This is a genomic window from Paenibacillus sp. FSL L8-0435 (assembly GCF_037965655.1).
Classification (GTDB): domain Bacteria; phylum Bacillota; class Bacilli; order Paenibacillales; family Paenibacillaceae; genus Paenibacillus.
Map to the genome: position 1 here is coordinate 1,836,336 of NZ_CP150185.1, position 22,921 is coordinate 1,859,256.

At 45.3% G+C, this 22,921-nt stretch carries 19 protein-coding genes; 12 read left to right on the forward strand and 7 right to left on the reverse strand.

Going from position 1 to position 22,921, the window contains the following annotated elements:
- Positions 1-123 precede the first annotated feature (123 nt).
- Both NST33_RS08480 and odhB read left to right on the forward strand, forming a co-directional pair.
- A complete protein-coding gene (locus tag NST33_RS08480; RefSeq protein WP_339307601.1) occupies positions 124-2,997 on the forward strand; it encodes a 2-oxoglutarate dehydrogenase E1 component in 2,874 nt (957 codons plus the stop codon).
- Positions 2,998-3,002: 5 nt separating this feature from the next.
- Entirely contained in the window at positions 3,003-4,274 is a 1,272-nt protein-coding gene (gene odhB / locus NST33_RS08485; protein WP_339307603.1) for a 2-oxoglutarate dehydrogenase complex dihydrolipoyllysine-residue succinyltransferase, read from the forward strand.
- A 130-nt stretch (positions 4,275-4,404) separates the two neighbouring features.
- On the opposite strand, the gene NST33_RS08490 is transcribed toward odhB, so the two are convergent.
- From NST33_RS08490 to NST33_RS08505, 4 genes are all read right to left on the reverse strand, one after another.
- The gene (locus NST33_RS08490; RefSeq protein ID WP_339183447.1) at positions 4,405-5,385 is read right to left on the reverse strand and encodes an alpha/beta hydrolase; all 981 of its coding nucleotides are present in this window, start codon (positions 5,383-5,385) and stop codon (positions 4,405-4,407) included.
- A gap of 41 nt (positions 5,386-5,426) precedes the next feature.
- Positions 5,427-6,404: a type I phosphomannose isomerase catalytic subunit gene (locus NST33_RS08495; RefSeq protein WP_339307605.1), complete on the reverse strand. Its 978-nt coding sequence runs from the start codon at positions 6,402-6,404 to the stop codon at positions 5,427-5,429.
- Positions 6,405-6,593: 189 nt separating this feature from the next.
- Positions 6,594-7,178 (reverse strand): class I SAM-dependent methyltransferase, encoded by a 585-nt coding sequence (locus NST33_RS08500; RefSeq protein ID WP_339307607.1) that lies wholly within the window; start codon positions 7,176-7,178, stop codon positions 6,594-6,596.
- Complete coding sequence (locus NST33_RS08505; RefSeq protein WP_036610193.1) at positions 7,179-8,132, reverse strand: TIGR01212 family radical SAM protein; 954 nt, start codon at positions 8,130-8,132, stop codon at positions 7,179-7,181.
- 318 nt (positions 8,133-8,450) lie between these two features.
- Here NST33_RS08505 and NST33_RS08510 point away from each other — a divergent pair, with 318 nt between their 5' ends.
- Together NST33_RS08510 and trmB are read left to right on the forward strand one after the other, a co-directional pair.
- A complete protein-coding gene (locus NST33_RS08510) occupies positions 8,451-8,651 on the forward strand; it encodes a hypothetical protein (RefSeq protein WP_017689675.1) in 201 nt (66 codons plus the stop codon).
- A gap of 152 nt (positions 8,652-8,803) precedes the next feature.
- Positions 8,804-9,565 carry a tRNA (guanosine(46)-N7)-methyltransferase TrmB gene (trmB, locus tag NST33_RS08515; protein ID WP_339307609.1) on the forward strand — a complete coding sequence of 254 codons (762 nt, stop codon included), beginning with the start codon at positions 8,804-8,806 and terminating at the stop codon, positions 9,563-9,565.
- A gap of 132 nt (positions 9,566-9,697) precedes the next feature.
- Here the strand turns inward: trmB and NST33_RS08520 are convergent, their stop codons facing one another.
- Entirely contained in the window at positions 9,698-11,950 is a 2,253-nt protein-coding gene (locus NST33_RS08520; protein ID WP_339307611.1) for an AraC family transcriptional regulator, read from the reverse strand.
- A 408-nt stretch (positions 11,951-12,358) separates the two neighbouring features.
- Between NST33_RS08520 and NST33_RS08525 the strand changes: the two genes are divergently transcribed.
- From NST33_RS08525 to NST33_RS08535, 3 genes are all read left to right on the forward strand, one after another.
- Positions 12,359-13,264, forward strand: coding sequence for an ABC transporter permease subunit (locus NST33_RS08525; protein WP_017689672.1), 906 nt, complete (start codon positions 12,359-12,361; stop codon positions 13,262-13,264).
- 30 nt (positions 13,265-13,294) lie between these two features.
- A complete protein-coding gene (locus NST33_RS08530) occupies positions 13,295-14,224 on the forward strand; it encodes a carbohydrate ABC transporter permease (RefSeq protein ID WP_237176235.1) in 930 nt (309 codons plus the stop codon).
- A gap of 111 nt (positions 14,225-14,335) precedes the next feature.
- Positions 14,336-15,883: an extracellular solute-binding protein gene (locus tag NST33_RS08535; RefSeq protein WP_339307613.1), complete on the forward strand. Its 1,548-nt coding sequence runs from the start codon at positions 14,336-14,338 to the stop codon at positions 15,881-15,883.
- A gap of 140 nt (positions 15,884-16,023) precedes the next feature.
- Here NST33_RS08535 and NST33_RS08540 read toward each other — a convergent pair whose 3' ends face one another.
- Positions 16,024-17,175: a glycosyltransferase gene (locus NST33_RS08540; RefSeq protein ID WP_221822887.1), complete on the reverse strand. Its 1,152-nt coding sequence runs from the start codon at positions 17,173-17,175 to the stop codon at positions 16,024-16,026.
- A gap of 50 nt (positions 17,176-17,225) precedes the next feature.
- On the reverse strand, positions 17,226-17,753 hold the full coding sequence (locus NST33_RS08545) for a phosphatase PAP2 family protein (RefSeq protein ID WP_017689668.1): 528 nt from the start codon (positions 17,751-17,753) through the stop codon (positions 17,226-17,228).
- Positions 17,754-18,463: 710 nt separating this feature from the next.
- On the opposite strand from NST33_RS08545, the gene NST33_RS08550 reads away from it, so the two are divergent.
- The 5 genes from NST33_RS08550 (at position 18,464) to NST33_RS08570 (ending at position 22,829) form a co-directional block, all read left to right on the forward strand.
- A complete protein-coding gene (locus tag NST33_RS08550) occupies positions 18,464-19,702 on the forward strand; it encodes a glycosyltransferase family 2 protein (protein ID WP_339307616.1) in 1,239 nt (412 codons plus the stop codon).
- Between the two features lie 336 nt (positions 19,703-20,038).
- Positions 20,039-20,533, forward strand: a complete 495-nt coding sequence (gene infC / locus NST33_RS08555; protein WP_017689666.1) for a translation initiation factor IF-3 — start codon at positions 20,039-20,041, stop codon at positions 20,531-20,533.
- A gap of 24 nt (positions 20,534-20,557) precedes the next feature.
- Entirely contained in the window at positions 20,558-20,761 is a 204-nt protein-coding gene (gene rpmI / locus NST33_RS08560; protein ID WP_017689665.1) for a 50S ribosomal protein L35, read from the forward strand.
- Between the two features lie 88 nt (positions 20,762-20,849).
- On the forward strand, positions 20,850-21,209 hold the full coding sequence (gene rplT / locus NST33_RS08565; RefSeq protein WP_017689664.1) for a 50S ribosomal protein L20: 360 nt from the start codon (positions 20,850-20,852) through the stop codon (positions 21,207-21,209).
- A 579-nt stretch (positions 21,210-21,788) separates the two neighbouring features.
- A complete protein-coding gene (locus NST33_RS08570; protein ID WP_221822889.1) occupies positions 21,789-22,829 on the forward strand; it encodes a BMP family ABC transporter substrate-binding protein in 1,041 nt (346 codons plus the stop codon).
- Positions 22,830-22,921 lie beyond the last annotated feature (92 nt).

The window sequence follows — 22,921 nt, forward strand, 5'->3', positions numbered from 1 at the left end:
CAACAGCACGATTATTGGACTTCATGAAAAATTTCGCTTAAAATGTTGAACGAACGCAAATTACGGCTTAGTCAATGATTTCCGTCAAAAACTTATGACTAAATCAAGACGGAGGGAACGTCGATGACGATCGTGGAAGGCAACAAGAAGCCCTGGGAAAGTTACTATGGCCCCAATATGGGATACGTACAGGAACAATATGAATTATTCACTCAAGACCCTGGTTCGGTTACACCGGCTTATCGTGAACTATTTGAACAATGGGGTGCACCGCCGATGTCTGGCAGGGATGCACGCACAACCTTGAATTCCGGCAACGCCCAATCGGCTTCCGGAAGCGTAGACATTCAACTATTACAGAAAGCGGTTACAGCGGGTAAACTGGTATGGAACATCCGCACCTATGGTCATCTTGCTGCAGATATAGATCCGCTTGGAATCAGTGAAGATACAGACACATCTTTGCTGGAACCTCAGCATTTTGAATTAAACGAAGAAGATCTGAAAGCTTTGCCTGCTTCCCTGATCTGGGAAGGAGCAGATGGGCAGACAGCAACCGGATGGGATGCAATCCAACGCTTGCGTCAGATATACACTGGACCCATGGCCTATGAATTCAGTCATGTGCACGAAGTTCAAGAACGTGAGTGGCTGAATCGCCGCGCGGAATCCCGTACATCACCAGCTCCGCTTACGTCGAAAGAACGTAAGGCTTTGCTGGAACGTTTGGTTGAAGTCGAGCAATTTGAAGATTATCTTCACAAAACATTTGTTGGTCAGAAACGTTTCTCCATCGAAGGTAACGATGTGCTTGTGCCGATGCTGGATGAAGCTGTTCGCATCATGGCGGAAGCCGGATCAAGCCACATTCTGATGGGTATGGCCCACCGTGGACGGTTAAACGTACTGGCTCATGTTTTGGGCAAACCGTACAGCAAAATTTTCTCTGAATTTCATCATGCTCCGAACAAAGATTTGGTTCCATCGGAAGGTTCGACTGGAATCAACTACGGTTGGACGGGGGATGTCAAATATCATATGGGTGCCAACCGTTTTGTAAAAGACGGGGAAACTGTACAGGCACGCCTTACTCTGGCGAATAACCCGAGCCATCTGGAATACGTTAATCCGGTTGTACAAGGGTTTGCTCGTGCGGCTCAGGATGACCGTCGTGACCCTGGATATCCGAAGCAGGACGTGACGAAGGCAGCTACCATTTTGATGCATGGTGATGCAGCATTCCCTGGCGAAGGGATCGTTGCCGAGACGCTTAACTTCAAAGCTCTGCCAGGATATCAGAATGGCGGAACCATCCATATTATCGTCAACAATCGTCTGGGTTTCACTACAGATAGCGGTGATTCCCGTTCAACGTATTACGCAAGTGACCTTGCTAAAGGGTACGAAATTCCGATTGTACACGTGAATGCGGACAATCCGGAAGCTTGTATTGCAGCCATTCGTATGGCAGCCGAGTATCGCAATCGTTTCAAAAAGGATTTCCTGATCGACTTGATCGGTTACCGTCGCTACGGCCATAACGAAACCGATGATCCCGAAACAACTCAACCTATCGTTTATGACAAGGTGAAAAACCATCCAACGGTAAGCCACTTGTATCAGGATCAGTTGAAAGAGGAATCGATTATCGATGATGCATCCATTACGAGCATTCGCGATGGAGTAACGAACAAATTAAAAGAAGCTTATGACCAGATGAAGAAAAATGAAGTACATGAATATTATCAACGGAAAATCAGTGAGCCGGAGGCTGTTACGATTACTCCGACTGCGGTACCACTGGAGAATCTGCGCAGCATTAATGCCGATTTGCTGAAATGGCCTGAGAACTTCAATGTGTATCCGAAGTTACAGCGGATTTTGCAACGCCGGAGCACTTCCCTGAACGAAGGGGAAAAAGTGGATTGGAGCCTTGCGGAGACACTCGCATTTGCAACCATTCTGGCAGATGGCAAGCCAATTCGGATTAGTGGACAGGATGCCGAGCGTGCTACATTCGCTCATCGGAATCTGGTGTTACATGATTCGGAGAATGGAGCAAAGTTCTGCCCATTACATCACTTGCCACAGGCAAGAGCATCCTTTGCAATCTATAACAGTCCGTTGTCTGAAGAATCCGTTGTTGGATTCGAATATGGCTATAACGTATATTCACCAGATACATTGGTCATTTGGGAAGCTCAATTCGGAGACTTTGCCAACTGTGCACAGGTTATATTTGACCAGTTTGTATCAGCGGGCCGCGCCAAATGGTCTCAGAAGTCCAGTCTGGTGATGTTGTTACCACATGCGAATGAGGGTCAAGGACCTGAGCATACAAGTGCTCGTCTGGAACGCTTCCTGCAGCTTTGTGCAGAAGACAACATGACGGTTGCCAACTTGTCGAGTGCATCTCAGTACTTCCACTTGTTGCGTCGTCAAGCCTCGTTGACTGAAACGGAAGATGCTCGTCCACTTGTGATGATGTCACCGAAAAGTCTCATTCGTAACCCGCGTGTTGCATCACCGGCAGTTGAATTCAGTGAAGGCAAGTTTGAACTTGTACTGGAACAAGCTGGACTGGGGACACAGCCGGATCGTGTAGAACGCATTATTTTGTGCAGTGGCAAGATTGCCATCGACCTGGAAGATGCTATTGAAAAAGATAAAGCAGATCGGTCATGGCTTCACATTATTCGTGTGGAACAGTTGTATCCGTTCCCGGCAGAAGAGATCAAACGTGTCCTTGCCCGTTTCAGCAATGTAAAAGAACTGGTATGGGTACAGGAAGAAAACAAAAACATGGGTGCCTGGACATACATGGAGCCTCGTCTTCGTGAAGTTGCCCCGGAAGGCACAACCGTTAGATACGAAGGTCGCCCGGAACACGCAAGTCCTTCCAGCGGTTATCAGCTTGTGCATAGTATGGAACAGCAACAGATTATTACATCTGCGTTGAAACAAACGACGAAGAATAATATTCCACTGGGGAGGTAACAGCTGTGAGTGAAATTAAAGTACCTGCAATGGGTGAGTCAATAACTGAGGGAACTGTATCCAGATGGGTGGTTAAAGAAGGGGATACCGTTAATCAGGGGGATGTGCTTCTTGAACTGGAAACGGATAAAGTAAATATTGAGATCAGCGCCGAAGAAAGTGGCGTGCTGGAGAAGATCATTCGTCAAGAAGGAGAGACGGTAGAGATCGGTGAAACGATCGGTACACTCTCAGCTGGTTCTGGAGGAGGAAGCGGTGCACCCGCTTCCGAACCAGTAGCTGAAGAGAAAAAAGCCGTTACTCCTGCACCTGAAGCTCCAACATCACCATCGGCACCTGTTGCGGCAGCGCCAGAGTCATCTGATAGTGCCAAGACGGCTTCACCGTCTGCCCGTAAGCTTGCACGTGAACGTGGTATCGAGTTGGATCAGGTTCAGAGTAAAGATCCGATTGGACGGGTATACCAGGACGATGTGAAGAGTCATAACAATCAGGCTCCTGCTCCTGCTGCTCCACCTGCGAGTAAAGCTCCAGCAGCACCAAGTGCTCCGGCAACTGGAAGTTCTACCTATACCAAACCAGTGGAGCGTCAGCGGATGTCTCGCCGCCGTGCGACCATTGCCAAACGTCTGGTAGAGGCTCAGCAGACAGCAGCCATGCTGACTACGTTTAATGAAGTTGATATGACTGCGATCATGGATGTACGTAAACGCCGTAAGGACAAGTTCAAAGAGAAACATGAGATCAACCTGGGCTTTATGTCCTTCTTCACCAAAGCGGTTGTGGGAGCTTTGAAAAAATTCCCTACAATCAACGCAGAGATTGATGGTGAAGATGTTGTTCTCAAAAAGTATTATGATATCGGCATTGCCGTATCTGCGAAGGAAGGACTGGTTGTACCGGTTGTACGTGATGCCGATCGTCTGGGCTTTGCCGAGATCGAGAAGAGCATTGCAGACCTGGCATCCAAAGCTCGTTCCAACACACTGGCGTTGTCTGATCTTCAAGGCGGAACGTTCACCATTACCAATGGCGGAACATTTGGTTCCTTGTTGTCTACGCCAATTCTGAATACACCGCAAGTGGGTATTCTGGGAATGCATAAGATCCAGCTTCGTCCAGTGGCGATTGATGCAGAGCGGATGGAGAACCGTCCAATGATGTACATCGCGTTGTCCTATGATCACCGGATCATCGACGGTAGTGAAGCGGTACGTTTCCTCGTGACCGTGAAAGAACTGCTTGAAGACCCGGAATCCCTGTTGATTGAAGGTTAATCCATAACGTTTGAATATAGCTATTATTCATATCGCTTAACAAGAAAACCCCTGAACTGGAGTGCAGCGTGAGCTGAGCATCCGATTCAGGGGTTTCTTTTGGCTTTTGGTATGTTGTTCTCTGAATCTATTATATAGAGTCAGCGGTCTCAGTAGGACTCACCGGACTAGGGTGTGTATTCGAGCCAGGGGTATTCCGCTCTAGCCAGTTCACAACGTGCTGGGCTACTTCTGTTCGGTTGATCTCATGCAGCATTTCATGGCGTCCATCCGGATACAGGCGATACTCAATGTTCTCCAGCTGAAGCTTCTTATACTGCGAGACCAGATTAAGAACGCCTTTGCCATGAAGTCCAACAGGGTCCTTCTCACCTGAGAACAGGTATACGGGTTTGTGTTTGGGTATGCGCTCCATATTGTGTGGAAGATGGACTTCAAGCAGCAATTTGAAGAAGTCGCGGAAAAAGCCTGCTGTACAGACCGCTCCGCACAGGGGGTCATCAATGAATCGCTGAACCTCTTGTGAGTCCCGGGACAACCAATCAAACGGTGTCGTCGCGGGGCGGAAAGAGCGGTTAAATCCACCAAATACAATCGCGTTGAGCAGCATGCTGGGGTGGGTAGCACCCTGAATGCCACACTGCAAGAAGGCCAGCTTCTCTCCAAACCGGAGCAGACCGCGTCTTCCGTTTGTTCCGGATAAAATAAAGGCATGGTACTGCTCATGACCCGCGTACATGAGATGTTGTACCAAGAATGAGCCCATGCTATGTCCCATTAGAAACATGGGGACCCCAGGATTTTCTTTGGCGGCTACTTCGCCCAGATTGATCATATCACTCGCCATCCAGCGGAAGGCATCGATACCAGCATTACCAAGCAACTTGGCATTCTCCACAGTTTTGCCATGACCCCGATGGTCATTGGCATAGACCGCATAGCCATTTTGGGTAAGAATGTCGGCAAATTCGGCGTATCGGGCTGCCGTCTCGCCCATGCCATGTGCAATTTGCACTACACCTTTAACGTTGCATTCCGGATCGGGAAGCCAGCGGTACACATGAATACGGGTACCTTCACTAGCGACCAAGGCAAAGGTAGATTCCTGCATCTCGTGTAATTCCTCCTTCACAGGTTACATATAAGCTTTATTTAGGGCAGATAAGAGCGAAGAACAGTGGTATTCCCGTTCAATGTATAAGAACCCAGATTGGCTGGCAAGAGATAACATTGTCCAGCTTTCAATTCAATGCTGTCTGATTCAGCATGTGCCCACTCCAAAGTTCCTTCTCCTTCACAGACAACGAGAATCGTGAAGCTGTCAGGATTGGTGGCGAGTTCCCACCGTTCAGTCACAATTCCTTTTTCCACCACAAAATAAGGGCATTCCGCAAGCTTGAGCCATTCACCAGGAGTAGCGTTATTTGTTTTCATTGTTGAGGCACCTGCGCCTTCATAGGCGGTGACATTTAATGAGTCTTCAACATGCAACTCACGTGGTTTGCCGTCTAGCCCTGGACGATTGTAATCGTATATCCGGTAGGTCGTATCCGAGTTTTGCTGAATCTCAGCGACAACAACACCTGCACAGAGCGCATGCACTGTTCCAGCAGGGATAAAGAACGTATCACCAGCTTCTACAGGTACCTGACGAAGGGTATCCATCACCGTGCCGTTTTCCAATGCTTCTTTTAATGTTGCCCGATCAACGCCTTCATTCAAGCCATAGATGATGTGCGCGCCCGGTTTTGCGTCGAGTACATACCACATTTCTGTTTTGCCAAGCTCGCCAGGAGGAAGTGCCTCATACTCGTCAGTTGGATGAACCTGAACGGATAGGTCATCGTTGCAGTCAAGCAGCTTAATCAGGAGGGGGAAACGGCCGCCTTTTTCAGAGACGCCTTTGGTTCCAAGCCATTCGGTGCCAAGTTGTTCACGAACTTCATCCAGACCCTTGCCAGCCAGGGCTCCATTTAATACCTTGGTTGTACCGTTGGGATGATCTGCAATCATCCATCCTTCTCCGATATGTCCTTCAGGGGGCGTAAGGCCGAATTGCTCCAGAGCACGACCGCCCCACACACGTTCTTTGAATTCAGGTTGGAATTGTAATGGGTATGGCGTAGACATCAGTAATCTCTCCTCTAGTATATGAAATGGTGGATCGCTTTAATCAGTCATGGGCTTGTGGTCGCCATGAGCAAACAAGTGAATACGTTTGCATATGTAGAAGTAGAACACAGATCGCAGTAAGAAAAAGCCGTTAATAGCTCGCCTTGCGATTGTGTCTAGTTTATTGTATTTGGTGAACAAAGGAAATTATTTTTTCTCGATTCCGATCAGGAAAGGAGAAGTTTCTCGCTGCAATTGGCGATACATCACAACCTGTGCCTGTTCCACCGGCAGGGCAGAGGACCATTCCAATACGGCTGATGCTTCCTGTGCACCTCCGTCATGACCAGGATAGAGCACAACCGTAATAATGCCGCGAGGACGTAATAAAGCGAGTGCAGCTTCGAGTGCAGCGATTGTGCTGTTTGTCTCGGTGATGATGGAGGAATCTGCACTTTCTGAGGGCAGGTACCCCAAGTTGAACATAACTGCACCAACCGCACCAAGCCATGACTCAGGAACTGCTTCTGCCATTCGATCATGGCTTAGTTGAAGCATGGAGATGGAGCCAAGCTTGGCTTCATCATTTTGTTTTCGAATCCGGGCCTGTGCCAGCGTGAGGGCTTCACTTTGAATATCGAATCCAATGACTTGACCACGCCTGCCTACTTGTTGTGCCAAAAATAGTGTGTCTGCTCCTGTGCCAACCGTTGCATCTATCGCCAGATCACCTGGCTGCAGACGGGAAGCAATCCACTGATGTGCACAGCTGAGAACCGAAAGAAAGCCCATCTATGCTCGCCTCCAATACTTACCTTGCCATGAATCCCGCTCTCGCAGCTCACGATCAATGGAGTTCAACACTTCCCATTTGTTCATGGACCACATCGGTCCGATCAACAGATCACGTGGTGCGTCGCCTGTAAGACGGTGTACGATCATTTCCGGTGGAAGCATCTCCAGTGTATCTACGATCAGCTTGATATACTCGTCCTGATCCAGAAAACGTAAAAGACCGGCTTCGTATTGCTTCACCATTGGTGTTTTGCGCATCAGATGCAGCAGGTGAATCTTGATTCCCTGTACATCCATATTGGCAACTGCCCGTCCAGTGTCCAGCATCATCTCATGTGTCTCTTGAGGCAGACCATATATGATATGTGTACACACACGTATATTCCGTTTGCGCAGTTTCTCAACCGCCTCTTCGTAACACTTCGTGTCGTGCGCGCGATTAATCAATGTGGATGTGGAATCATGGATCGTCTGAAGCCCCATCTCAACCCACAGGTAGGTACGCTCATTGAGTTCAGCCAAATAATCAACAACGTCATCTGGCAAACAGTCTGGGCGAGTGGCGATGGACAAACCAACAACACCGGGTTGCTCAAGAATTTCTTCAAAATATTCGCGCAGCTCCTCGACCGGAGCATACGTGTTCGTATAGGCTTGGAAGTAGCCAATATAATGGGCTGTAGGCCATTTGAGGTGCTGTTTATCTCGAATTGTATTGAACTGGGTGACCAGATCTTCACGTCTGCTGCCAGCAAAATCGCCTGATCCACGCGCACTGCAGAAGGTGCAACCACCTTTGGCAATGGAACCATCACGGTTGGGACAGGTGAATCCAGCATCCAGCATCACTTTGAAAACCTTATTGTTAAATTGATCTCGCATCTCATAATTCCAGGTATGGAATCGTTTATCTCCCCACAACAGAGGGGACTGTAATGCAGGTGCATTCATCTTCAGGGTACTCCTTTGGCTGTCGAATTACAGTAATCATACGTGAACAAAAGAAGAAGCGCTATGCGATTTCCGTCATAGACGATGGATAGCGATTATAGGTGTCTTCATGAACTTTTATCATTGTATCAAAAAACTGAAAAAAAAGGGAATCGAAACGCAAAAATAGGCCGTAAAATCAAGGTTTTCTCCTTGCTATAGTTTACACCTTATGTTATATTTAAATCAGCGTCAGACACCATCTAATGGGTATTATTCATCATAGTATTTGAATCAACGTTGACGTCATGGACCATACTATACCGTGAGGTGATATGAATGAATTCCCAAGTCAAAAACAAAGAATTGAATCATGTGTCTGTTGAATTGACGGCAGAAGAAGCACTGGCTTTAACAGGTGTTCGTTTTAATGGAAATCCGAAAGTGAAAGCGGCTGCAAGACAAAAAGTTCGCGATGCTTTCGAAAAGACATTTGATTTTTCACACCAAGATAAGGTAGACTATGAACTACTAAAGTAGTTGGACCCCAATTCCAAATAAATCGAAGAGGGAATCTTTGAGATTTGCCCAAAGTGGCAGATCCGAAGATTCCCTTTTCATTGCTCTTTACAATTTGCCAGTTCTTCGGCAAAATAGTTCTGAGACAAGTATGGGACAAACGGAGGAATAAAATGCGTTTACGTGGCAGAAAAGGGATAAGAGAAAATCTGGAGCAACAAGTTGATCTTGTTGTACTGGACCCCAAGCAACATAAAGGAAAATGGTCTGAACTGTTTGGCAATGATCACCCGATCTTCGTGGAATTTGGTATGGGTAAAGGTCAATTTATCAGCCAAATGAGTTATAAATATCCGGAATTTAATTTCATCGGTATTGATATGTATGATGAACTGGTGCGTCGTGCCAGTGAGAAAGCTCGTAATGCGTGGAGCCAGGCTGATGTGGAGACACCTCCGAACCTGAAGCTTGCGCTGGCTAATATCGAACAGATCGAAGAAGTTTTTGAACCGGAAGAACTGGAGCGCATTTATTTGAACTTCAGTGACCCTTGGCCAAAAGCAAAGCATGCACGTCGTCGGTTGACGCATCCGCGCTTCCTGAAGAAATACACAGAATTGCTTAATCCCAAAGGTCAGATTCATTTCAAAACCGATTCAGAGACGCTGTTTGATTTCTCACTCAACGCCATTGCCGACTTCGGCCTGCAAATGACCAATATTTCTTTGAATCTGCATCGTGATGGTTTGAATGAAGAACATGTGATGACAGAGTACGAGCAGAAATTCATGGGTAAAGGTATGAACATTCACCGGGTTGAAGTGATTGTGGGTGAAGAGGCCTTGCGTGAGTATCAGCAGACACGTCTGGACAAGTATAAAGTTCGTGAAGCTTCTGATGAGTCTGGCGAAGAACAGGAACAGGAACAGGAATAATTCGAAAAATCTAACTTAAACTCAATTAGGTAGAGCGACACATGAGGTGAATGGTTTCATTCTCATAGGTCGCTCTTTTTTTGCATGAACAATCAATATGCCATGCTCCATAAACTCAAGTCTGGGATGATTTCAAAAGTTCTCTGAATGAAACTCTTTGCGGCGATAATCGTTTGGTGTAACCCCGTTGAACTTTTTGAACATGCGATAGAAGTATGAACTGTTGGTGAATCCCGTTCTCTCGGCAATATCGGCAACAGAGTTCTCTGTCTCTACCAGCAGATGCTGGGCCTTGGCTATGCGGGTTTCATTAATCACGTCCGTAAGTCCTTTCAAGGTAAGCTGTTTGTAGAGCCTGCTTACATAGATGGGCGACATGCCCAACTCATCTGCGATAGAAGTTAGACATAGATTGGGGTCCGCATAGTCCCGCTCAATAATGCCATTGATTTTACGAATCAATTCTTCATGTTTCAGTGTACGTTTCTCCTCCACTTTGGAGCCAAGCTCATCAAACATCCGATAGAAGCGTTCATGTACTTCACTGATGTCTTCCGCGTCTTTGACAGGCAGCATTAGACCATCCGAGACTGAATCAAGCGTGAGTTGATTATTCTTCTTGAGGGTATTTCGTACATGGTTCAGTGTCATCGTCAGATGGGATAAAGCTAGCTGGAAGACGGTAAATGGATATGCGGCTGTCTCGCCGACGATATCTGCATAGACTTGTTTTGCTTCTCGCGTCTTACCTGTCATTAGATGATCAACAAGCTGTCTTTCCTTACCTGCCGGGAATGCGTACTCCTTGGCGTGATAAGCCATGATGTCAGAGGTATAGATCAGACAGCCCGGTCCCATGAACAAACGATGCAGTGAGGCTTCGGCTGATCTGGTGTAGGATGCAATACTGTCTTCCAATGAATCTTCTTCCGTGCCGATCGTACAGGAGATGGAGCATTTCAAATGGGTCATTACAGCTGCCTGCATCATACGTAGCAGCTCTTCGATCCGGTTATGAGCAGGTTGCCCAAGTTCATTGCTTTCCGCTTTTTCATTGAAGATGAGTGTGATCAGATCACCGCCCATGTCCACAGCTTCCGCATTGTAGTGGAGATCGGCTGTCTCAGTGCAGATGTTCATCATCGCGTATTTTACAAGCTGGGTCTCATCACGATACGTTTCGTTGAATTCGGTAAAATGGTCAATACGTAGCAATACCAGTCTGGATGCACGCCGAACATCAATGGAGGAGCCGTAGAACTTCATCCGTTCTTCCAGCATACCTCCAGTTACTGTTTCGCGGCCCTGTAGGGCCCCTCGTAGAAAATCCTGCCGTAACAAATGAAGACTGCCACGTCGCTCTGCTTCCATCACACGTAAACGAACAATCATCTTATCAATAGGGTGATATAGTTTTCGGGACACAAGGTAAGAGAGCAGTAACCCTGCGAAGAGAAGTCCAACACAAAACAGAACGGTATGTGTGCGCATGCTCCGTATATCTGAGGTAATCAGATCATAAGGTGTTATTCTCACATAACGCCAACCCAGGTCATCGGGAGCGGTATAGGTGATGAGGGATTTTTCTCCGTCGACCTTCTCGGTAAAATAAGCTGACTGCTCCGTATCCTGCATAATTGGCTTCATAAAAGCTTCACTGAAGAGATTTTTCATCAATGCACGGTCGCCAAAGTCAGATAAAAGGTCTCCATTCTCATTCACGATAAAGGTTTTGCCGGGTTGATCCACAGCATTCATATTCGGACTGAGCCAATCATCCTTGATATTCACGATGACAGCATAGTTTAGCTTCGCGTTATCATTAATCGTGTCATAACAGAGATAGGTGTAGCTGTTAACCTCTGTTGCTTCGGTAGAGCCGACCTGATATGTACGCGGGATAGGCACAAAAGGTTTATAGTCATGGAAGCGTTGAAGGATGCTTGTAATCCCCTGATCATCGATCTCCGAGATGGACTGCTGCCCATTGCGCATGTTGGAACTGATAAAGAATTCTTTACTTTTGGAGTTATATACATAGATGGATTCGATAAAGGGAAGGGACATACGGTAGTTGTCTAGCTGCTCCATCGCCGATGTAATCTCATAGATATTTGGTTTGGAATAGAGCAGTAATGAAGAGATGGTGTAGTCCTGATAAATCTGATATGACAATGATTTCGCAGTCTCGGTCATTTTGGCCACTTCACGGCTGGTTTGAGTAAGACTGTTCATATCTGTACGATACACCTGGCGAAGAGCGATCCGATTATAGTTGACGTACAAAATAGAAGAAGCCACAAGTAAGGTAGCGACGGTACTGATAATAATGCCGATCAGAATCCGTGTGAAGACTTTCTGACTGTCCTCTGAACGTTTACGCATTCATCTTCCCCCTCGGACCTCCTGTTTTGGGTGAACAACATAGAAATTCATGTACATACGTGAGGCTTCATATATGGATGAGCAGAAGAGCAAGAGTAACTAGAATTATATATTATGTATGCGTTTACATCAATGCTGGACAGGCCCTTTTGCCTGTTTTGTCTACATAAAGTTCAACTTTCGCTGGATTGTTCACTAGGTGTAGCCTATGCACGATATCAACATTTGTGAACGGATGTGTGTGGATGTCTGTTCATTTCATGGTTCGTTCATTTTGTTCATAGTTCATTTCGCAGAATCGTTCATTTTCTGAAGGGAAGCTTCAGTATCCGTCAGTGAAGAGAGCATCTACAATAAAAAGAGAGCTCCACCACGCAGCACCGCAAGTAATTCGGGAGGGATCGAGCCATGCTCAAAGAATTGAACAAAAACAAAATCATGTTTCTGATGCTGTTGCCCACGCTGATCTTTTTTCTGATTAACTCGTATTTTCCGATGGTCGGCATCTATTATGCGTTCACCCGGTATGATTTTGAAGGCGGATTATTTGGCAGTCCATTTGTCGGTCTGGAGAACTTTAAGTTCCTATGGCAATCCGGAATGTTGCTCAAACTCACAACCAATACCGTGGGTTACAATCTCGCCTTCATTATATTAGGAAACGGTCTTGCGATCTTCTGTGCGATTATGCTTAGCGAGATCCGGGGCAGGTTATTCAAAAAAATTACGCAATCCGTCATGTTCTTGCCGTATTTCATCTCATTTGTACTATTAAGTGTAATCGCTTACAACATGTTTAACTACGAGTCGGGTTTTGTGAACACGGTGCTCAAACGTTTTGAGGCCGGCCCGGTCGACATTTATAACACACCCTGGATCTGGGTGTTCCTGATCATCATCTTTTATCTGTGGAAAAATCTTGGATACAGCATGGTCATCTATCTGGCTGCCATAACGGGGATCAGTGATGAGTATTATGAAGCCGCCCGAATCGACGGGGCAAATATATTTCAGCGGATCTGGTACATTACGGTACCGATGTTGAAGCCAACCTTTGTCATCCTGTTGTTGTTCTCACTCGGCAGCATTATGAAGGGGCAGTTTGACCTGTTTTATCAACTGATCGGTAACAACGGGGTGCTGTACAACGCTACAGATATTATTGATACGTATGTGTATCGTTCACTGAAAGTAACGTTTGATATCGGGATGGCAACGGCAGCTGGTCTGTATCAGTCCTTGTTTGGTTTCATTTTGATCATGACCGTCAACTATATTATCCGCAAAGTAAATGAGGACTACGCCTTGTTCTAGAACGCCCGCAGGGCAGGAGGGAGAACGATCATGAACACGCCAATGAATACTCACACTCGTACGAATACGCGTCTCAGAGATTCGGAGTTCACTTTCATGTTTCAACTGATTTCCTACAGCTTCATCATCATTTTATCAATCATGTGCTTGCTACCGTTTCTGCTGATTCTATCCGGTTCATTCAGCAGCAACGAGTCCATTGTGAGGGATGGTTATCACCTTTTTCCAACGGACTTTTCCCTGGAAGGTTACAAAATGGTGTTCAAATTCCCGACTCAGGTACTCAAGGCTTATGGGGTAACGGTCTTTACAACGGTGGTGGGAACTACGCTAGGGCTGTTCCTCATCACGATGGCCGGATTTGTGCTCCAGCGTAAGGATTTTAAATATCGGAACACATTCTCGTTTTTTATCTACTTCACAACCCTGTTTGGTGGGGGACTTGTACCTTGGTACATTATGCTGGCGAACTACTTCAATCTCACAGATACGTACACCGTACTGATTTTTCCGGGGTTGATGACGCCATTCCTCATTATCTTGATGAAAAACTTCATTCGCTCGGCAGTGCCGGATGAATTGATTGAGTCCGCCAAAATTGATGGAGCGAATGACTTCCGCATCTATGTCAGCATTGTGTTGAAACTGGCGATGCCTGGTATCGCCACCGTAGGTCTGTTTCTGGCACTGGGTTACTGGAATGACTGGTTTACCTCATCCCTCTTCATTAACAACCCGGATATGTACCAACTGCAATTTTATCTCTACAACACGATGAACACGATTACCTTCATTGACCAGATGGCGATTGGTACGGGAATCACACTCAGTCAGGATGTGCCTACTGAATCAACCAAGATGGCGATGGCAATCGTTGTGACGGGGCCGATTTTGTTCCTGTATCCATTTGTACAACGTTATTTTGTCAAAGGACTTACCATAGGTGCAGTGAAAGGTTAGAACGTGAACACGCTGTGGGTATCAGGCCATTGGCATCATTTTCGGTCTGGTCTGAAGCATGGCGAGTCTGCGCTAACATATAAAGGTTCACCACAAAAAGGGAGGATGCGTATGCGTAACAAAACAATTCGGCACCTGTCTCTGGTACTTGCCCTGATGTTGTTCGCCGGGGTGCTTGCCGCATGTAATAACGGTTCGGGGGGATCGACGCAAGGAAGTGAGCAGGGAGGAGCGTCCGAGAACAAAGGCGAGAAAGTAACGCTTCAATTTTACATGCTTGGGGATGCTCCCAAAGATCTGCCTGTCATTGAATCCGAGATCAATAAGCTGGCTGAGGCTGATCTGAACGTCAATGTAAAATTCAACTACACTTCTTGGACGGACTGGGATCAAAAATATAAACTGCTGCTGTCTTCCGGACAGCCGATCGATCTGATCTTCACAGCGGATTGGACATTCTATCAGTCTTATGCGAAGAAGGGCGCGTTCCTGCCACTGGATGAAATGCTGCCAACAGCAGCGCCAGCACTGAAAGCTCATGTCCCTGATGACATGTGGAATGCAGTCAAAATCAATGACAAAATATATACCGTTCCATCGACATGGATTGAGTATGTAACAGAGGGAATTGCGTACCGTGAGGACTTGCGCGAGAAGTACAATCTTCCAAAACCGGAATCCTTGGAAACGCTTGAAGCATATCTGGAGGGCATCAAAGCCAACGAACCCAATATGATTCCGATTGCGGATAGCAATGCCAACCATACCCATGGTATTCGTCAATTGACATCCAAGCTGGTTAATACAGCAGGTCAACTTCCATATGGACTGGATATTATGTATGACACACCATCAACTGTGACGTCCTATTGGGGATCCGCGCAACACCTGGAAGACCTGAAAACATACAAACGTTGGATGGACAAAGGATTTTTCCCGAAAAACGTACTGAATGTAAAAGATACATCCAACTCGTTGCTGCAAAATGGAAAAGCGGCCGTTGTTCTGTCCGGGGAAAACCCTAACAAATTTAATGCAGATGTAATCAAGGTACAGTCTACGCATCCAGATTGGAAACTGGCTTATTTCCCTTACCCGAATGCGAAAGGGTTTGCACAACCGGTTCACCCGATCCACAATGGTTTTGCGATTCCGCGTAGCAGTAAAAACCCGGAAAAAGCATTGGCATTTTATGAGAAACTTGTGACAGACAAACGATATAATTGGTTGACTGAATACGGTATTGAAGGCAAAAACTTCGAGGTAGATAATGGATATTACAAAATGGTCGGAGATGCACAAACAAACGGCTTCCCGCGTGAGGGCATGAATGGCTGGGCTTGGCGTAATCCGGAATTCATGCTCTATGATAAAACCTTTGATGATGTCCTGACCATGTTTGAAGATCTCGACAAAATCAAAAAGCCGGATATCTTTACAGGATTTGCTGAAGACTGGACTCCGTACCAAGCCGAGAAGGCTGCATTGGAGCAAGTGGAAAAACAATATTTGTATCCGCTTAATGTAGGTTTGGTGGCAGACGTAGAGGCTGGATTGAACACATTTATGGAGAAGGCTAAACAAGCAGGATTGGAAAAAATTCAGGCAGATTACACCAAGCAGTGGCAGGAGTACTTGAAGTCTACAGGCATACAATAGTTTGTACTTTCCTTCATAAAGAAAAGGTGCCTTCGGATTCGAAGGCACCTTTTCAATGTGGTTGCAGTCTTGTTTGAAGCCGTTGGTTAGAGGCTTGATTAGACGAAGAATACGGGAAGCGACATCCTAATGGGATAAATTCATAAACGGGCCTCTTCTGCGGATGAAGGACGAACGTCCTCCAGCAGATCGATAATACTTTGAGCACTCTGCAGCGGATGAACCTTGGCGATTTCCGCCAGATGACGTTTGCGTTTACGTACAACATCCGGGTAGTGATGCAATAACTTGTTCATCCATTTGACCACTACGTCGAGCGATGTTATGGGTTCTCCCAACCCTCTTGCGGTAAAATAGTGGACGTTTTCTTCTTCCTGACCAGGTATAGGGTTGTGGAACAACATTGGAATTCCTTTGGCCAAGCCTTCGCTGCATGTCATTCCCCCAGGTTTGGTGATCAGCAGGTCGGATACTTCCATCAATTTGTCCACTTCGTTGGTGTATCCCAAAATATGAATGTTTTCTTTGCGATACATGGGGTTCTGTTCCATGCTGATCCGTGCTTTATCATTGCGACCCAGACAAAAAATGATCTGAATATCTTCATGCCAGCGTGTCAGCAACGGATGGACCAGCTTGTCGCTGAGCATTCCCCAACCGCCGCCCATCACCAGTACAGTGGGCATGTTCTTGAGGTTGAATCTGCTTCTAATCTCTTCTCGCCCGGGATGCTCCCAGAAATTCGGATGCACCGGAATGCCCGTGACTCGAATGTTGTCTGTAGGTACGCCGCGTAGCATTAGTTTGGACTTAACCTCATCTGAAGAAACCAGATAAAGGTCTACTTCACGGTTAATCCACGTCCCATGTGCATCATAGTCGGTGATGACTGTGCATAGGGGAACCTGTACACCCAGACGTTTCAGTCTGGATATGACAGCACTTGGAATCGGATGTGTACAGACGATCGCATCGGGACGTAACTGGCGCACAACGCTGCGTGTATGTGTATAGAACAGTTTATGCAGCGCCAGTGTTGTCAGCCTGTTCAATGATTTTTTATATTGGTGTCTGTATACGTATCCGACAAGTTTGGGTTGATTGGTAACCGTTTTTTTGTATGCTGTTATAATCAGAGGTGCAACCTTGGGATTTAAGAAACTTCCCAGTTCAAGCACTTTTGTCTGCACGTCTGGCGAGAGCTTTCGCAAATTGCTGGACAGTGCATAGGCGGCTTGAGTATGACCCGTACCAAAGCCTTCAGATAATAGTAATACTCTTTTTTTCTCCACGCTTGCTTCACCTGTTCCTGCTAGGTTTTTCTGAGTCTAACATATCGGCTTTAAGACCAGAATGCAACTGTTGCAAGTGCGACTAAAGTACCTATTGTGGCACCTGCCAGAACATCGGAAGGATAGTGTAATCCCAGATAAATTCGAGAGAATCCGACAATAAGGGCCACAGGCAACAATATTAGCAATAAGATCGGATCAGTGGTCATAAAGGGAACCGTGACCGAAAAAATGGCAGTTGTGTGTCCTGAAGGAAACGAGTGATCCGTCAGGGGATTACGGAACGTAATTGTATCCGGCAAGGCCAGATAAGGTCGAATGCGGGGATACAATTTTTTCGCGATGGCTACAGGAATGTGGCTGACCGCAAGAGCGATACAAGCCTGGAGTCCTGTTGTGCTCCATGGAGCTGGAGCAAGCAGCCAGATTAACAGTGATATTGCAATAGAAGAAGTTGCTCCACCCAGATGGGTGAAATAATACAGCCAAAAATTCATAAAACGATTATGAAGCCGGCCGTTGATCCACATAAAAACATTTCGATCATAATCTTGAAACTTTAAGAATAAACGGCTCATATTGGCCTCCTGCCAGTCAGGCCGCCCGTAATGGCGGCATTATTTCCGGTGATTTTCTACATCCGGTTTCGTCCTGATTAGTATATAACCGTTTTTCATGAACTTGAGGTTATTTCAGGTATATGTTTATCATATTTTTAAATGTTGTCCTTTTCAAGAAGAACCCATGTAAAGAACGTAAAATTCATGTTAAAGAGTGGATATATACCCATCTTAACTTTTTGACTTGGGCCAGCCAAAAAAGATACAATGATTCAACATGGCTGAAATGAGGTAAAAAAATGTGAGTTCTGTTTCAAACTTTTTGAGGTCTGTTTGCGTTATTTGTTATAGAGCCTCTGACGAAGAATAACATGCTGATGAAAAAAGCAGGGACTTTAGAAATAAAAATCAAGTAAACGGCTGAAAATAAGATATAACAGGCATGAATGCGAGGTTGCGGTATCACGAAGTGTCTATTCAGCGTTTAAAGATCACATTTCTGCTTCAGAAAGTGGAATTGGGGTTTTGACAAATGACTGAAAAGGATACAGAATCGATAAAGCAGCCAACTGATAGCAACCAAGCTTTGAAACATTGCCTGATATATTCACGTAGTACACAAAAGAACAGGGTCATATTCTGCAGATCAAAAAAAAATAAATTGCAGAATCAGGAAGAGAAATGCTTGAGTAAACTGGGTTTTGAAAAAAAGGGGGTAACAGAGAACGATGTTGGACGCTATATTCGTCACGATGCAGGTCATTCTGGCACTGCTAGCCGTGTACCAATTCACGTTTTCGCTGTTCGGTCTGATTAAGAAAAAGAAAAAGAAACATTATCCGGCGACAAAATCATTCGCTGTACTCGTCGCAGCACACAATGAGGAACAAGTCATTGGTGCCTTGATGGAGAACTTGAAACAACTTGACTATCCGGAAGATCTGTACGATGTGTTTGTCATCTGTGACAACTGTACGGATGGAACGGCTCAAATTGTCAGAGAGCATGGATTAAACGCATGTGTACGTACCAACGCCGATCTGAGAGGTAAAGGGTATGCCATCGAATGGATGCTTAAGTACCTGTGGAAATTGCCACGTCAGTATGACGCAGTTGTTATGTTTGACGCGGATAACCTGGTTGACCGTAACTTCTTGCTTGAGATGAATGATGACTTGAACAATGGTTCACGTGTTATCCAAGGATACATTGATACAAAAAATCCGGAGGATTCCTGGATTACTGCAGCTTACGGAGTATCTTACTGGTACATCAACCGTCTGTGGCAGTTGTCTCGTCATAACTTGAATATGGCGAATTTCCTCGGAGGAACCGGAATGTGCTTTGAGACCAACCTGTTGAAGGAAATTGGTTGGGGTGCAACAAGTCTGGTTGAGGATCTGGAGTTTACAATGCGCAGTGTGCAACGTAATGTGTATCCTGTTTTCAACTATGACGCCAAAGTATTTGATGAGAAGCCATTAACATTCAAAGCTTCAGCGAGACAACGTCTGCGCTGGATGCAAGGTCACTTTACAGTTGCGCGTAGATACTTCTTCCCGCTGCTCTGGCAATCCATTAAGGAAAGAAGCCTGGTGAAATTTGACCTTGCTATCTATGGAGCCAATGTCTATGTGGTGTTGCTTACGTTCCTGATGACGGCTGTGATGTGGGTAGACATGGCTATATTCAGTGGTCCGCACATTGCTAATATTTATGGGTACTTCCCGTTATGGGTTGGGTTCATGGCTATTGGTTTGAACATTCTGACGTTCCTGTTGTCCATGGCGCTGGAGAAGGTTACCTTTGCCAAAGTTTATCTATATCTGATTTTGTTCCCGATCTACCTGCTGTCTTGGTACCCGATTACGTTCTACGCTTTCTTTACGCAGAACAACAAACAGTGGAGCCACACTCAACATACACGTGTTGTACGGTTGGATGAGGTGCAAAGCAAACAAGGGTAAGGAACTTGCATGCGATACCTTGTTGACATTTGATATCACAAATGTATAATTTGCGAAAAAAAAGTTGTGTAGAATGTTGACAATGTGTTTTGTGGGTGATATAGTATTCAAGTGCCTTAAAACGAATAGAAATGGAATCACAAGCAGAAGTCCGACTTCTCACCTGATCAACAAACATGTTGGCTGGTCAACGATCCCAATAATTTATGAAGTGTATACTCATGAAGAATTGTGTTGATTACAGGGATGTCGGTAGCTTGACCGGCATCCCTTTTATTTTTGTTTAAATGGATATTCAAAATGACCTGGAGGTGGACGATTATTAGTAAAGATCACATGATTAATGATGAGATTCGGGCGAAGGAAGTACGCCTTGTCGGAGCTGAAGGAGAACAAATTGGGATTACGCCCATTCGCGAAGCACTGCAAATGGCGATTGACCTGAATTTGGATCTGGTCAATGTGGCACCACAGGCTAAACCGCCGGTGTGTCGTATTATGGACTATGGCAAATTCCGCTATGAGCAACAAAAGAAAGATAAAGAAGCCCGTAAGAACCAGAAAATTGTTGATATTAAAGAAGTATGGTTCCGTTCCAATATTGAGGAGCACGATTATCAAACGAAGCTTCGTAATGTAGTTAAGTTTTTGAACGAAGGCGACAAAGTGAAATGTTCTGTTCGTTATCGCGGACGTGAAATTGCACATGCCGCGATTGGTCAACGGATTTTGGAGCGCGTTAAGGTAGAAGTTGCAGAACTTTGTACTGTTGAACGTCAACCAAAACTGGAAGGCCGCAGTATGATCATGATTTTGGCTCCTAAAGCCTGATAACATTGGAGGAGGAAACACAAAATGCCTAAAATGAAAACACACAGCAGTTTGAAAGGACGCTTCAAAATTACCGGTTCCGGTAAGGTCCTTCGTTACAAAGCTCACAAAAACCACTTGCTTTCCCACAAATCCAAACGTGCTAAGCGCGTTCTGAACGGTAACCCAGTTATGGCTGCCGGGGATGTTAGACGTTTGAAACAAGGCTTGGCTAACTTGAAAGGCTAATTTTAATTAGTAGATTCCGTATGGGGGATCGGCTACGGCCGTACACATACCACGGATACATTTATATTTATTTGGGAGGTTCTTTAATATGGCAAGAGTAAAAGGCGGTTTTGTAGTACGTCGTCGTCATAAAAAGGTTTTGAAACTGGCAAGAGGTTATTTCGGTTCCAAACACCGTATTTTTAAAACAGCTAACGAGCAAGTAATGAAATCCCTGGTATACGCATACCGTGACCGTCGCAACACGAAACGTAACTTCCGCAGACTGTGGATCGTTCGTATCAATGCTGCAGCACGTATGAATGGTTTGTCTTACAACAAACTGATCCATGGTTTGAAACTTGCTGGAGTAGACATGAACCGCAAAATGTTGGCTGATCTGGCCGTTAACGACATCAATGCGTTCAACTCTTTGGCTACTGTAGCTAAAGGCAAAATCAACGCTTAAATTGTATGATACAAGCCGCCGTACCTATATGGCGGCTTTTTTACGGCTTGGAAGAAATTCGGAGATGAATCTCTGAATGAGTAGAGCGAATAGGCTGTAGTCTGGAAGGGAACAATGAAACCAGATAACTGATGAATAACGGTCCATGAGAATACATAAAATACGAACGGTGAAATAATACAAATAAAAACAGGTAAATCCCACTCATCACTAAAGTTCACGATATGTTTTTGTTATATAACATCACATCGTTGTAACGTTAGTGTGTTAAAACGCTAAATTATTAAGCGTTTTCAATAAAAAAAGAACAAAAATATGTGATATTTGGTGATGAAACATCTGGATTTTAACACTGGTTGATTGTATAATCACCTCTAGTAGGCTAGTCCTAGATTTTTCTCTCCATGTCATAATGTTCGGTTTTTCGACAGATGATAGGATGCTACAAGGGTGAGAATGCGCTTTTAATGTCGAAGAAACCATACATTCTGCATAAAAGTCATTCCTGCTATCTGTTAACCGTTCAAATTGTAGGCTGGATTGGAATGAGGGATATATCATTAAGGGGGAAAAAGAGAAATGAAAAAGATGCTCAGCTTGTCTTTGGTAATGTTGCTGGCGGTATCGGTTATGCTCGCAGGTTGCGGTAGCAAACCGAAAGAAGAAACAAATGCCGGAGGAGATACAGGTGGCACATCCACTGAAGCGAAATCCGACCTCAAAATCGGTATGGTTACTGACGTAGGTGGAGTTAATGACAAATCCTTTAACCAATCCGCTTGGGAAGCTCTGCAAGCGACTGAAACAGAAACAGGTACTGCTGTTAAATATCTGCAAAGTAAATCCGATGAAGAGTACATTCCTAACCTGAACGAATTCGTTAAAGGCGGATATGACCTGACTTGGGGTATCGGTTTCCAATTGGCTGATGCAATCAAAACTGTAGCTGAGCAAAACCCTGATGCTAAACTCGCGATCATCGACAGTGTTGTTGATTCTCCTAACGTTAAATCCGTAACATTTGCTGAAGAAGAAGGATCTTATCTGGTTGGTGTTGTGGCTGGTCTGACAACAAAATCCAACAAAATTGGTTTTGTAGGCGGTATGGAAAGCCCACTGATCAAAAAGTTTGAAGTAGGATTCAGAGAAGGGGTTAAAGCAGTTAACCCTGATGCTCAATTCATTTCTAACTACACAGGTGCATTTGATAAACCTGACTTGGGTAAAGCAGCAGCAGCAACACTTTACAATGAAGGCGTAGATATTATCTTCCACGCTTCTGGCGCAACAGGTAACGGTGTGTTTAACGAAGCAAGTGCTCGTAAGAAACAAGGTCAAGATGTATGGGTTATCGGTGTTGACAAAGACCAATCTCTTGAGTTTGGCGATGAGATCACTTTGACTTCCATGATCAAAAAAGTTGACGAAGCAGTTAAGCGCGTTAACAAAGAAGTAGTTGATGGTACATTCGCTGGTGGTTCCGAGAACCTGACTTTGAAAGAAAACGGCGTAGGTATTGCTGATACCTCTACTGCCAATGTATCTGCTGATACACTTGCAAAAGTGGAAGAGTACAAAGAAAAAATCATCAGCGGCGAAATCAAAGTTCCTACGGAGTAATTTTGATCTTAGTCGCAAATGAATAATCATTGGGGCCGGTCTTGACCGGCCTTATGATTGCAAGAACAGGAACATTTGATCAAGTCATCATA